The organism is Ewingella sp. CoE-038-23 (assembly GCF_040419245.1).
GTDB lineage: Bacteria > Pseudomonadota > Gammaproteobacteria > Enterobacterales > Enterobacteriaceae > Ewingella > Ewingella allii.
The window spans coordinates 2,668,566-2,681,972 of record NZ_JAZHOH010000001.1 but is presented as its reverse complement, the minus strand read 5'-3'; the positions used below and the strand labels follow the sequence as shown (position 1 = coordinate 2,681,972).

Below are 13,407 nucleotides of genomic sequence, written 5' to 3'. Positions count from 1 at the left end.
TTCGCCACGCACTTAATACGGATGTCATGTATCAACCTGTCGCGTTATTCATAGGTCTGCGCTATATGCGCGGACGTGCTTCAGACCGCTTTGGGCGGTTTGTCTCCTGGCTTTCTACTATTGGTATCACCCTCGGGGTGATGGCACTGGTCACTGTCTTGTCGGTTATGAACGGTTTTGAGAAGGATCTGGAAAACAACATTCTGGGTCTGATGCCTCAGGCGTTAGTCACCACAGCACAGGGTTCGCTGGATCCGCAGAAAATCAACCATGACGCCGTCGCCGGACTGAAAGGCGTTAACCGCGCCGTGCCTTTCACCACTGGCGATGTGGTGCTGCAAAGCCCGGGTAGCGTCGCCGTTGGCGTGATGCTCGGAGTCAATCCTGAGGAAAAAGATCCGCTGTCGAACTACATGGTGGCGGTCAATCAACAGGTGCTGCAACCCGGTCAGTACAACATCATTCTTGGCGATCAGCTGGCACAACAGTTGAAAGTGAAACGCGGCGACCAGCTGCGCCTGATGGTCACCAGCGTCAGCCAGTTCACGCCGATGGGTCGCATTCCAAGCCAGCGCCTGTTTACCGTGGCGGGCACTTTTGCTGCGAACAGTGAAGTAGATGGCTACCAGATGCTGGTTAACCAGCAGGATGCCTCGCGCCTGATGCTCTATCCGAAAGGCAACGTGACCGGCTGGCGTCTTTACCTCAACCAGCCGTTGGATGTGGATAACCTGAGCACCCAAACCTTGCCGCAGGGCACCGAGTGGAAAGATTGGCGCGAGCGTCGCGGCGAGCTGTTCCAGGCCGTGCGCATGGAGAAGAACATGATGGGCCTGCTGCTCAGCCTGATTGTGGCAGTCGCCGCGTTTAACATCATTACTTCTCTCGGCCTGCTGGTGATGGAGAAGCAGGGCGAAGTGGCGATTCTGAAAACTCAGGGTCTGACCCGTCGCCAGATTATGGCGCTATTTATGGTGCAGGGCGCGAGTGCCGGGATCATCGGCGCGCTGCTCGGTGCCGTGCTTGGCGTGGTGCTGGCGACCCAGCTCAACACCATTATGCCAGCTCTTGGCCTGATGCTGGACGGCGGCTCACTGCCGGTCGATATCGAACCTATGCAAGTCGTGGTCATCGCGCTGGTCGCCATGGTCATCGCTCTACTGTCTACGCTTTACCCTTCGTGGCGCGCAGCTGCCGCCCAACCCGCAGAGGCTTTACGTTATGAGTAACATTTTATCGTCGCAGGGCGGAATCTTATTGCAGTGCGAAAACCTCTGTAAGACCTATCAGGAAGGCAAAATGCACACCGACGTGCTGCGCGATGTCTCTTTCGCCATTCAACAGGGCGAAATGATGGCCATCGTCGGCAGTTCGGGATCGGGTAAAAGTACCTTGCTGCACCTGCTGGGCGGGCTAGACTCGCCAACCTCGGGTGACGTGGTATTCAAAAACACCTCGCTTAACACCATGTCTTCTGCCGCCAAGGCCGAGCTGCGTAACCGCGAGCTGGGCTTTATCTATCAGTTCCACCACCTGCTGCCGGACTTCACTGCGTTGGAAAACGTGGCCATGCCGCTGCTGATTGGCAAAGGCAAGAAGGCCGAAGTGGAAGAGAAAGCCATGGCGATGCTGGCGGCGGTGGGCTTACAGCACCGCAGCAAACACCGCCCGTCCGAACTGTCCGGCGGTGAGCGTCAGCGCGTCGCCATTGCCCGCGCGCTGGTTAACAGCCCGTCGCTGGTGCTGGCCGATGAGCCAACCGGTAACCTCGACCAGAAAAACGCTGATAGTATCTTCGACCTGCTCGGCGAGCTGAATGTCCGTCAGGGCACGGCGTTTCTGGTGGTCACCCATGACCTGCAACTGGCGAAACGGATGAATCGCCAGTTGGAGATGCGTGACGGCAAGCTGCAACAGGACTCGACCCTGCTGGGAGCGAAGTAATGTCAGCTATTCCCTTTTCTCTATTAATTGGCCTGCGTTTTAGTCGCGGGCGTCGCCGTAGCGGCATGGTGTCGCTGATTTCGGTTATCTCCACGCTGGGTATCGCCCTTGGCGTGGCAGTGCTGATCGTCGGTCTAAGCGCGATGAACGGCTTTGAACGTGAGCTAAAAGAGCGCGTTCTTGCCGTGGTGCCGCATGGTGAAATTCGCCCGGTTAATCAGCCTTTCAATGGCTGGCAGGGCGTGCTGGAGCGCGTAGAAAAAGTGCCCGGCATTGCCGCCGCCGCCCCTTATATTGAATTTAACGGCCTGATTGAGCACGGCGCTAAGCTGCGCGCCATCAAGCTGAAAGGGGTGGATCCGCAGCAGGAATCACGCGTCAGCGCTGCGCCAAACTTCGTGCAGGGCGATGCCTGGAAAAACTTTAAAGCCGGTGAACAGCAGCTGATTCTGGGTAAAGGCGTGGCGGATGCCATTGGCGTGAAGCAGGATGACTGGGTCACCGTGATGGTGCCGAACAGCGACCCTGAAATGAAGCTGTTGCAGCCTAAGCGCATTCGCCTGCACGTTACCGGTATCCTGCAACTCAGCGGCCAGCTGGACCACAGCTTTGCCATGGTGCCGCTGGCGGATGCCCAGCAGTATCAGGAAATGGGCAGCAGCGTCACCGGGATTGATATCAAAGTTAATGACGTATTTGCCGCGCAAAAGCTGGTGCGAGATGCGGGCGAAGTGACCCACGCTTATGTCTACATCAGCAGTTGGATTGGCACTTACGGCTACATGTATCGCGATATTCAGATGGTTCGCGCCATTATGTATATGGCGATGGTGTTAGTCATCGGAGTGGCATGTTTCAATATCGTGTCTACGCTGGTGATGGCGGTAAAAGATAAAAGTAGCGATATTGCGATTTTGCGCACGCTGGGTGCCAAAGACGGGCTTATTCGCGCGGTGTTCATCTGGTACGGTTTACTTTCCGGGCTGGTGGGCAGCATCGTTGGCGTGGTGGTGGGGGTTATCGCCTCCTTCCAACTGACCAACATCATTAATGCATTGCAGAGCTTCACCGGGCATAAGTTCCTGTCAGGCGATATCTATTTCATCGACTTTTTACCGTCGGAGCTACACTGGATTGACGTAGCGGGCGTACTGTTTACCGCACTGGTACTGAGCCTGCTGGCCAGTTGGTATCCAGCGAGACGAGCCAGCCGGATAGATCCTGCGCGCGTGTTGAGTGGCGGACAGTAATACCAAGACGTCTACTGTTAAAAGTAGGCGTTAGAAGATTTACCTAAGTTTCCAAGAGCAGGAGCACATATGCGCACACGCCATCGTCTGTGTCGATTTCGCAAAAACAAGCGCATACGGCACCAACGTTTTCGCTCAAATATTTTCCATCGAGACAATATGGCCGCCGCATCGCTGAAGCGGCCTTTTGTTGTGGTGCTGACCGGGGCGGGGATCTCCGCTGAGTCTGGCATCCGCACCTTTCGCGCCGCCGACGGCCTGTGGGAAGAGCACAAGGTCGAGGACGTGGCGACGCCGGAAGGCTATCGCAACGATCCTGAACTGGTGCAGGCGTTCTACAACGCTCGCCGCCAGCAGTTGCAAAACGCCGAGATTGAGCCCAACGCGGCGCATCACGCTTTAGCCACGCTCGAAGACGCGCTGGGCGATAACTTTATGCTGGTGACGCAGAACATCGATAACCTGCACGAGCGCGCCGGAAACAAGCGCGTGATGCATATGCACGGTGAATTGCTCAAAGTGCGCTGTACCCACTCCGGTCAAGTGTTCGACTGGCCGGGCGACCTGTCGGTGAATGACAAATGCCACTGTTGCCAGTTCCCCGCGCCGCTGCGCCCGCACGTGGTGTGGTTCGGCGAAATGCCTATTGGCATGGATGAGATTTATCAGGCGCTGGCGAAAGCGGATTTCTTTATCGCTATTGGCACTTCGGGCCATGTCTATCCGGCGGCGGGATTTGTCCACGAAGCCAAGATGGGCGGGGCTTACACCATTGAGCTGAATCTCGAGCCAAGTCAGGTGGAGAGCCAGTTTGATGAACGCAAGTATGGCCTTGCCAGTCAGGTGGTGCCTGAGTTTATTCATGCCTTCCTGACCAAACAAGAAAACGCCTGGCGCTAGCCGGGCTTTTTTTCGTCTGTCATTCCATTTTGCTAAAATTGCGTCTGAGCAGAAGACTTCATTGGCTAAACTCGGTGAAAACTGACCTGACGCAATATCCGAGGTATTCATGCTGCGCATAATAAAACTCGGTCGCTAGAGGATACCTAATTATGGATAAGTTGCTTGATCGTTTCTTACACTACGTTTCGTTTGATACCCAATCGAAGGTCAACGTTCGACACACGCCTAGCACGGAAGGGCAGTTGAAGCTGGCGCGTGAACTTCAGAAAGAATTGATTGCACTCGGCCTTGATCAGGTCACGCTCAGTGACAAAGGCTGCGTGATGGCAACCTTGCCTGGCAATGTCGACTGGCCTGTGCCGACTATCGGCTTTATCTCTCATTTAGACACGGCGCCGGATTTCACGGCGAAGCACGTCAATCCTCAAATTGTTGAAAATTATCGCGGTGGTGATATTGCGCTGGGTAACGGCGACGAAGTGCTTTCGCCGGTGATGTTCCCGGTGCTACACCAGCTGCTGGGCCAGACGCTGATCACCACCGATGGCAAAACCCTGCTCGGCTCGGATGATAAAGCAGGCATCGCCACTATCGTTACCGCCATGGCGCGTCTGAAAAATAGCGCGATCCCGCACGGGCCGCTGCGCATTGCTTTTACCCCAGACGAAGAGATCGGCAAGGGCGCGCAGTCTTTCGACGTCCCGGCTTTTGCCGCCCAATGGGCATACACCGTGGACGGCGGTGGCGTCGGGGAGCTGGAGTTTGAGAATTTCAACGCCGCCTCGGCGACCATCAAAATTGTCGGTAATAATGTCCATCCCGGCAGCGCCAAAGGGGTGATGGTCAACGCCTTGTCGCTGGCGGTACGAATTCATGCCGAACTGCCAGCTGATGAAACACCTGAAAAAACAGAAGGTTACGAAGGTTTCTACCATCTGACGTCGATGAAAGGCTCGGTCGAACGCGCCGAAATGCACTACATTATTCGCGATTTCGATCAGGCGAACTTTGAAGCGCGTAAGCAGAAAATCATCGATATCGCTCATCTGGTGGGCGAAGGGCTGCACCGCGACTGCTATATCGAGGTGACTCTTGATGACCATTATTACAATATGCGCGACAAAGTGGCGCAGCATCCACACATCATTGAAATTGCCAAACAGGCGATGATTGATTGTGAAATCGAACCGCTGATGAAGCCAATTCGCGGCGGCACCGACGGCGCGCAGCTCTCCTTCCGCGGCCTGCCTTGCCCGAACATTTTCACCGGCGGCTACAACTTCCACGGCAAGCATGAGTTTGTCACGCTGGAGGGGATGGAGAAGGCGGTCAGCGTGGTGATGCGTATTGCCGAACTGACGGCCAAGAACGCCAAAAGCTAACTCTGCTTTTCAGCAGGGCGAAACAAAAAGGGTGCGCTCCGCGAGGATACGCACCCTTTTTTATATGGCTAACTTCAACGATTAATCATTGAAGTACCAGTAGCCGCTGTTAACCAAAGCAGAGATCAATGCGAGGAATGACGGGTCATCCAGCGCGTCGCCTAGCATCTCGCGAGTTACCGTCAGGTGACGCGTTAAGGCGTCAGCGGCGGCAACTTGCTCCGTGGTGATAGCTTCGCCATTGACGTAGCACACGTCGCCGATGCGCAACACGCGCAGGCCGCCGAGGCGCTGCAAGGTTTCGCCCGATTCCAGCAGCTCATAAATTTCACCGGCCTGATAAGGCGGCTCCGGCGGCGCTAAGTCAAGCTCGTGGCGCGACTGGGAGATAAACTCGCCAAACCAGCTGTTGAAGTGCTCGGGGTCGCCCGCCAGCTCCAGCATCATATTGCGCAGACCGTCCAGCTCGTTTGGCAGGATTTGCGCCGGGTGCTCGCGCTCAACCAGCTCCGGATCGCCATAACGCTTACTACCAAGCTCGCGGGAGAGCACATAGTCGGCAAAGCCGCTGAGCATTTCGCGGGCGTTCGGCGCGCGGAAACCGACCGAGTAGTTCAGGGCATGTTCCAGCGAGTAGCCTTCGTGCGGGAAGCCCGGCGGAATATAGACGATATCGCCCGGCTCCAGCTCTTCATCAATAATGGCTTCGAACGGCTCAACCTGAAGCAAATCCGGGTGCGGGCAGTGCTGTTTCATGGGGATTTTCTCCCCAACGCGCCAGCGACGGCGGCCGGTACCCTGAATGATAAACACGTCATACTGGTCCAGATGCGGGCCAACGCCGCCGCCCGGCACTGAATAGGAGATCATCAGGTCATCCATACGCCAGTCAGGAATATGGCGGAAAGGACGCATCAGGTGGGAAGAGGGCTCATGCCAATGATCAACCGCCTGAACCAGAATCGACCAGTTATTTTCACCCAGGTGATCATAGCTTTCGAAAGGCCCGTGGCTGACCTGCCAGCGACCGTCTTCATGACTGACCAGACGGCTGTCGACTTCGTTCTCCATCGCCAGTCCGGCCAGTTCGTCTGGAGAGATAGGGTCGATGAAGTTTTTGAAGCCACGTTTAAGAACCACCGGACGTTTTTGCCAATAACGCTGCAAAAAGTCATTCCAGTCCAAGTCGAGTTGATAATCCATAAATGTTTTCCATGGCGTAAATGAGAGTCACTGAGAGGATTATAACGGAAGGCGAGGCGGCTGCATTGGGCAATCGCCTGCAAATTTCATTAATAACCGGCAACTCGGACGAATTGCCGGGGGAAAGCTTAATCGTTGTCCACGTCGTGCTGCTTACCGAAACAAACCCGCATGCTGGCACCGCCGAGTGGGCTGTCGCCAATAATAATCTGGCCGTCATATTGCTCAATAATTTCACTGGCCAGGGATAAGCCTAAACCTTGGCCGGGGCGCAGCGTATCAGCGCGCTGGCCGCGCTGGAAAATCACTTCGCGTTTGCTTTCTGGAATGCCGGGACCGTCATCTTCAATCAGGATCACCAGCTGTTTTTCGGCATACACGGCGCTGATCTCTACAAATTCCAGACAGTATTTGCAGGCGTTATCGATGACATTACCCATCACTTCGATAAAGTCATTTTTCTCGCCAATAAAGGTGATTTCTGGCGAAATATCCAGCGTCAGCACCACGCCTTTGCGCTGATACACCTTATTCAAGGCGGAACATAAACTGTCAAGCAGGCCCGGCACCGAATGCACTTCGCGCACCAAAATGTTGTGCTCGGAACGCAGCGTAGCGCGATGCAAATAGTAGCCAATTTGCTGCGAAATGCGGCTAATTTGCTCCAACATCACGGGTTCTGCTTGTTCAATAGTCATCTGTTTGCCGTTACGCAGAGAGCGCAGCGTGGACTGCAACACTGCCAGCGGCGTCTTCAGGCTGTGGGTCAAATCCGCCAGCGTAGTGCGATAGCGGTCATAGCGTTCGCGCTCGCCGTGCAGCAGAGTATTAAGATTGCGCACCAAGCCTTTCAACTCGCTCGGCGGGTTTTCATCCAAGGCTTCGCGCTCGTGGGTTTCCAGCTCAGCCACTTGCCGGATCAGCGCCTTAATGGGCCGCAGGCTCCAGTAGGCCGCCAGCCACAGCAGCGGGATAACCAGCAGCAAGTTGGCGATCAGCACATAGCTGAACCACTCCCACACCAAATCGGAACGCTGTAGCTCTTGCGGGATGGTATCTACCACCACGATATTCAGCGCGGGCAGGCGCGAGGTGGCCGAGTAGGTATTTACCGCAATGGAGTGGGTGAGGGCGTTGGCGTCAGTGTCGTCATAATTTTTCAGCTTGTCTTTGGCTTGTTGATTATCGCCAATGACCTCGCTACTGACCTGGGTGTCCGTGTCGATTTCGTAGAAACCGGGCTTGTTCATCCACTCTTTGTCGATATGTGTCTCAAGCTCCGGCACGCGGCGCTGGGCCCACAGCAGGTTGCCTTTGTCGTCATAGATAAAGACTAAGGTTGGCGAGTTGAGATCCAAATCTGGCGGCACATTGATTGTCAGCTTGTTATCGCGCCACTGGGCAAGGCTGAAGAACAGATTACTTTCACCGCGCAGCAGGCGGTAGGCGGTTTTGTCGAAGCTGACCATATAGCCGACCACCGCCACCAGCCCGTAAGCCAGTGACAGCGCCAGCACCACGCCAGCGGTGGCGACCATAAAACGCGAGCGCAGTGAGAAGGGCTTTCCTTTGCGAAATCTCATAAAAGTGTGCTCGACGGCGTTACGGACGAATGTCGAAACGATAACCCTGACCGCGCACGGTGGTTATCACGTCGGTAGGATATTCAGCCTGCAATTTTTTGCGTAAACGGCCCATCAATACGTCAACGGTGTGGCTCTCGCGCAGCTCGGCATCAGGATACAATTGCAGCATCAGGGAGTCCTTGCTGACCACTTTACCGGCATTGCGGATCAGGGTTTCAATGATGGTGTACTCAAAGGCGGTCAGCTTGACCGGCTGTTCGCTGACGGTGAGTTCGCGGCGCGACAGGTCAATCTGGAAAGGTGCGAGGGTGATCACCTGTGACGCCAGGCCGCTGTTGCGGCGCATCAGTGCCTGCATGCGGGCGATAACCTCTTCCAAATGGAAAGGTTTGGTGACGTAATCGTCAGCACCCGCTTCCAGCACGGCCACTTTGTCCTGCCAGCTTTCGCGGGCGGTCAGCACCAGAATCGGCAATTTTGCCTGATGACTACGCCAGCGTTGGATCAGGCTCAGGCCATCTTCACCGGGCAGGCCGAGGTCAACGATGGCGATGTCCGGCGCGTGTTCCTGCAAAAAGTAGTCGGCTTCCTTGGCGTCTTCAGCAGCATCAACCTGATGGCCCATTTCGCGCATTTGCACCGAGAGGTGATGGCGCAGCAGCGCATTGTCTTCGACAACCAGAATTCGCATAACAACTCCTTTTTAATGCAGGGTACAACGAACCCCGGCCAATATTTGCATAGTGATCCCGAGGTTGTTAGCGCGAGTAAGAGGCATTGTTACGCCCATTTGGCTGAAATCTCGAGGATAAATCGTGACACAACTCTAACGTATCCAGAAACATTTGCTTCAACGCCAGATAAACACGACGGGGGGTAACTTAAATGAAAGCTAAACCAATTATAAACGCCCCTCAGGAGTGATGACAGGAAATGTGAGAAAGATCGCGGTAAGATTTTAAATGTATTATTAAGGTATTATAAAGGTATCTGATAGATGCCTTTATCTGCCTGTAGCCGACCTGAGATTCGTGCTAAAGGTGTCTCATTCAGCAAGGATATAATAATGAAACGTACCCATCTGAAGCTGTCCGTCATGATGTTTATTGAATGGTTTATCTGGGGGGCGTGGTTTGTGCCTCTCTGGCAATACCTCAATAAACTGGGCTTTAGCCCATCTGAAATCGCCTGGTCTTATAGCAGCACCGCCATCGCCGCTATTCTCTCGCCGGTATTGGTAGGGGTTATCGCTGACCGCTATTTTGCCGCGCAAAAGGTTCTCGCCTGGCTCTTATTGGCAGGGGGCGCGTTGATGTGTTTCATCGCGCTGCAAACCCAATTCTCCTCTTTCTTCCCGCTGCTGGTGGTCTATGCCATCACCTACATGCCTACCGTGGCGCTGACTAATAGCATCGCGTTCGCCAATATTGGCGACCCCGAAAAAGAGTTCCCGCGCATCCGCGTGCTGGGCACCTTGGGCTGGATTGCCTCGGGCCTGTTCATCGGTTTTGTCCTGCCACCGATGCTCGGTATGGGCAATATCTCTGATACCAACCTGCCGCTGTGGCTGACCGCCGCGGCCTCTATCGCGCTGGGGCTTTATAGCTTCTGGCTGCCGGATACGCCGGCCAAGGGCAGTGGCCCGGTGGATATCAAGGCGCTGTTTGGCCTGAATGCGCTGGCGATGCTGAAAGACCGTTCTTTCGCGATTTTCGCGCTGTGCTCCTTCCTGTTCTGCATGCCGCTGGCGTTTTACTACCAGTTCGCCAACGGCTATCTGACGCAGGTCGGGCTGAATGAAGCCACCGGCTGGATGACGCTGGGTCAGGTTTCGGAGATTTTTGCACTGCTGGCCTTGCCGCTGCTGCTCAAACGCTTCGGCATTAAGAAGGTGCTGATGCTCGGCTTCATCACGGCGGCCATTCGCTACATCTTCTTTATCTACGGCGGCACCGAGGACGTGTGGGGCTACAGCATGCTGTTCCTCGGCATCCTGCTGCACGGCGTGAGCTACGACTTCTATTTCGTCACCGGCTATATCTATGTCGATAAAAAAGCCCCGGCGCACATGCGCACCGCGGCACAGGGGCTGATCACCCTGATTTGCCAAGGGCTGGGCAGCTTTATCGGCAACTGGCTGGGGGGCCGCGCGATGACCACTTTCGCCCTGACTACGCCGCGCAACGGCATGACCTTCGACTGGTTCGCCGTGTGGGGCGTTGGCGCGGCGATGGTGGTCGCGGTGATGCTGTTATTCCTGCTGTTCTTCCGCGAGCGCAGCAAAACGATTGAACCGGTAACACTGGCACGTTCTTGATTTTAATGATTTCTCTGGCGGGCGCGCTGCTCGCCAATGGTCCTATTTATGGAGATAACAGATGCAACAGATAACCCGCGAAAACCGCATTCTTGGCGCGCTCTATGGGCAAATGCTGGGCGACGCCTTGGGTATGCCGTCAGAGCTTTGGCCGCGTGAACGGGTGAAAAAGCATTTTGGCTGGATTGACCGTTTTCTTGATGGCCCGGCTGAAAACAACGCTGCCTGCTACTTCACCGCCGCGCAGTTTACCGACGACACTTCCATGGCGCTGGCGCTGGCCGATGCCCTGATTGAAGCCGATGGCGAAGTGGTGCCGGAGCTGATTGCCCGCAACGTCATTCGCTGGGTGGACGGCTTTGACGCTTTTAACAAAAACATTCTGGGACCAAGCTCGAAGCTGGCGCTGGCCGAGCAGAAGAAGGGCGTGGCAATCAGTGAGCTGGAGAACAACGGCGTGACCAACGGCGCGGCGATGCGCGTGTCGCCACTGGGCTGCGTGCTGCCTTCTGCGCCGCTGGAGCACTTCTGCCAACAGGTGTGGCTGGCTTCCAGCCCGACCCATAAGTCTGATATCGCGGTGGCCGGTGCCGTAGTGATTGCCTGGGCGGTGTCCAAAGCAATTGAAGGAGCGAGCTGGGCGGAGATTAAACTGGCGTTGCCGGACATTGCCAAATACGCCCAGACCCGCCAGAGCACCACCTTCAGCGCCTCTTTGGCCGCTCGTATCGAGTTGGCGCTGGAGGTAGTGGCGAAATCCACCGGCAGCGAGCGGGCTTCCGAGCAGGTTTACCAACTGGTGGGCGCGGGAGTGAGCACCATTGAGTCGGTTCCGGCGGCAATCGCCATGGTTGAACTGGCCGAAGGCTGCCCGAACCGCTGCGCCGTGCTGTGCGCCAACTTGGGTGGAGATACCGACACCATCGGCGCAATGGCGACGGCGATCTGCGGCGCCTTGCAGGGCATTGACGCCTTCGACGCGCAGTACCTTGCCGAATTAAAACGCGTCAATCCGCTGGATATGACCACCTACAGCAGCGCCTTCCTGCGCTTCCGCCAGCGCGCTGAGGGGGCGGCATGAGCAACCAGCACGGCGAACTGCTTCACACACTGATGCAGGGGAACTGGCACCAGCAGTGCCGGGTGACGGTGGTCGGCGCGGCGGTAATGGACATGGTGGCGCACGCCGATGCTCTGCCGGAGCGCGGTGGCGACACCGCTGCCAGCGTGTCGGGGTTTCACCTCGGCGGCTGTGCACTGAATATCGCCCTCGGCCTGAAACAGCTGGGGATCAACAGCCACAACCTGCTGCCGCTGGGAGAGGGCATGTGGGCCACACGCCTGCGTGATGAAATGGCCCAGCGCGGCATTCAGTCTGACTTGCAGGTCGGCGGCGCGGATAACGGCTGGTGCCTGGCGCTGGTGGAACCCGACGGTGAACGCACTTTTATCTCCATCGACGGCGTCGAGAACCAGTGGCAGACCGCGTGGCTGGAGAACCGCACGCCGACCAGCGGGCTGGTGTATCTCTCCGGCTATCAGCTAGGCGCCAAACAGGGCGGGGTGCTGGTGGCGTGGATGCAGGCGCTGCCCGCCGAGGTGCGCGTGGTGCTGGACCTAGGCCCGCGTCTCGACACCATGTCGCCAGAGTTCATCGACGGGCTGCTGCGTCCGGGGGTGATCATGACCCTCAATCAGCGCGAAGCGGGCCTGCTCGGCTATCGCGACGACGAAGAGCATTTCTGCCGCCAGCTGCACGGCAAAACCGGCGAACTGGTAGTGCTGCGCTGCGGCGCGAAGGGGAGTTACTACTTTGGCGGAGAAAGCGACCACGGCTGGATTGCGCCGCGCAAAGTGACCATGGTGGACAGCATTGGCGCGGGCGACAGCCACTGCGCCGGGCTGCTGGCGGGGCTATCCCTGGGATTAAGTCACTGGCAGAGCATGATGCTGGCGAACTGCGTGGCGGCCTACGTGGTGTCTAAGCCGGGCGGCGACTGTGCGCCGACGCTGGCCCAGCTCGCCGATGAGATGAGCCGCGAGGATTAATCCTCGCTGATAAATTCGTACATGTCGCTGCGACAGAAGCTTTCACTGTACTCGATGGGGCGGTTTTGCCCATCGAACAGGGTTTGGCGAATGATTAAGATCGGCATCGGGGTTTTCAACTGGAGCGATTGCATCAGTTCGTCGTCAGACATGGCGGCACTGACGCGGCTTTGCAGCGCGCCTAACTCGATGTTATTGCGGTGAAAATAGTCGTAGAGCGAAACGCCGATATCCTGCACGTCGGCAATGGCGTCCACCACCACGTAGGAGAGGGCGACGGACATCGGGCGCGTATCAATATAGTGAATACGCTTGAGGCGATAGACCGGCGTGCGCTCGGTGATGGCTAATTTACTGGCGACCAGTGCGTCGGCGGGCACCTTTTCGCGGCTGATCCACAGAGTGTCAGGCTTACGGCCCTGCAGCATTACTTCGCGCGAGAAGCCTTTCACATCGGCCAGCGAATAAGAGAGTTTGGCCTCGCCGGCCTTTTTAATAAAGGTGCCGTAACCGCGCGAACGCCCAATATTGCCTGCTTCTTCCAGCCTCGCCAGTGCCTTGCGCACCGTGATGCGCGAGATCCCCAGCTCTTCGGTGAACTGACGCTCACTGGGTAGAAAATCCCCTTCAGCCAGAATTCCCTCTTTGATCGCCTGCGCGACAACATCGCTAAAACAGAGATAAAGCGGCTGCGTCCCGGCGGCGGCCAGGTTTTGTTTGAGAAGCTCGAGTAGGCGTTGGTTGGTGTCCGTGCTCATAAACCGCAGTTTTCC

Annotated in this window: 12 protein-coding genes; 8 read left to right on the top strand and 4 right to left on the bottom strand. The window is 56.5% G+C overall.

What is annotated here, in order from left to right; translation table 11 throughout:
* Positions 1-26: 26 nt before the first annotated feature.
* The 5 genes from lolC (at position 27) to pepT (ending at position 5,479) form a co-directional block, all read left to right on the top strand.
* Positions 27-1,229, top strand: coding sequence for a lipoprotein-releasing ABC transporter permease subunit LolC (gene lolC / locus V2154_RS12585; protein WP_353502532.1), 1,203 nt, complete (start codon positions 27-29; stop codon positions 1,227-1,229).
* On the top strand, positions 1,222-1,944 hold the full coding sequence (lolD, locus tag V2154_RS12580; RefSeq protein WP_034791345.1) for a lipoprotein-releasing ABC transporter ATP-binding protein LolD: 723 nt from the start codon (positions 1,222-1,224) through the stop codon (positions 1,942-1,944). Before lolC ends, lolD begins: the two co-directional genes overlap by 8 nt.
* A complete protein-coding gene (gene lolE / locus V2154_RS12575) occupies positions 1,944-3,194 on the top strand; it encodes a lipoprotein-releasing ABC transporter permease subunit LolE (RefSeq protein ID WP_353502531.1) in 1,251 nt (416 codons plus the stop codon). The genes lolD and lolE overlap by 1 nt, the downstream gene beginning before the upstream one ends.
* A gap of 69 nt (positions 3,195-3,263) precedes the next feature.
* The gene (gene cobB, locus V2154_RS12570) at positions 3,264-4,094 is read left to right on the top strand and encodes a Sir2 family NAD+-dependent deacetylase (protein ID WP_353502530.1); all 831 of its coding nucleotides are present in this window, start codon (positions 3,264-3,266) and stop codon (positions 4,092-4,094) included.
* A gap of 152 nt (positions 4,095-4,246) precedes the next feature.
* Positions 4,247-5,479 carry a peptidase T gene (gene pepT / locus V2154_RS12565; protein WP_353502529.1) on the top strand — a complete coding sequence of 411 codons (1,233 nt, stop codon included), beginning with the start codon at positions 4,247-4,249 and terminating at the stop codon, positions 5,477-5,479.
* 81 nt (positions 5,480-5,560) lie between these two features.
* On the opposite strand, the gene V2154_RS12560 is transcribed toward pepT, so the two are convergent.
* From V2154_RS12560 to phoP, 3 genes are all read right to left on the bottom strand, one after another.
* Positions 5,561-6,682 carry a ribosomal protein uL16 3-hydroxylase gene (locus V2154_RS12560; protein WP_353502528.1) on the bottom strand — a complete coding sequence of 374 codons (1,122 nt, stop codon included), beginning with the start codon at positions 6,680-6,682 and terminating at the stop codon, positions 5,561-5,563.
* A 128-nt stretch (positions 6,683-6,810) separates the two neighbouring features.
* Positions 6,811-8,265 (bottom strand): two-component system sensor histidine kinase PhoQ, encoded by a 1,455-nt coding sequence (phoQ, locus tag V2154_RS12555; RefSeq protein WP_353502527.1) that lies wholly within the window; start codon positions 8,263-8,265, stop codon positions 6,811-6,813.
* A 19-nt stretch (positions 8,266-8,284) separates the two neighbouring features.
* On the bottom strand, positions 8,285-8,959 hold the full coding sequence (gene phoP / locus V2154_RS12550; protein WP_353502526.1) for a two-component system response regulator PhoP: 675 nt from the start codon (positions 8,957-8,959) through the stop codon (positions 8,285-8,287).
* Positions 8,960-9,334: 375 nt separating this feature from the next.
* Here phoP and V2154_RS12545 point away from each other — a divergent pair, with 375 nt between their 5' ends.
* The 3 genes from V2154_RS12545 (at position 9,335) to V2154_RS12535 (ending at position 12,634) form a co-directional block, all read left to right on the top strand.
* Positions 9,335-10,585: a nucleoside permease gene (locus V2154_RS12545; protein WP_353502525.1), complete on the top strand. Its 1,251-nt coding sequence runs from the start codon at positions 9,335-9,337 to the stop codon at positions 10,583-10,585.
* A gap of 61 nt (positions 10,586-10,646) precedes the next feature.
* Positions 10,647-11,666 carry an ADP-ribosylglycohydrolase family protein gene (locus V2154_RS12540; protein ID WP_353502524.1) on the top strand — a complete coding sequence of 340 codons (1,020 nt, stop codon included), beginning with the start codon at positions 10,647-10,649 and terminating at the stop codon, positions 11,664-11,666.
* Positions 11,663-12,634, top strand: a complete 972-nt coding sequence (locus V2154_RS12535; RefSeq protein WP_353502523.1) for a PfkB family carbohydrate kinase — start codon at positions 11,663-11,665, stop codon at positions 12,632-12,634. The genes V2154_RS12540 and V2154_RS12535 overlap by 4 nt, the downstream gene beginning before the upstream one ends.
* On the opposite strand, the gene V2154_RS12530 is transcribed toward V2154_RS12535, so the two are convergent.
* Entirely contained in the window at positions 12,631-13,392 is a 762-nt protein-coding gene (locus V2154_RS12530; RefSeq protein WP_353502522.1) for a GntR family transcriptional regulator, read from the bottom strand. The two genes, V2154_RS12535 and V2154_RS12530, sit on opposite strands and share 4 nt — an antisense overlap.
* Positions 13,393-13,407 lie beyond the last annotated feature (15 nt).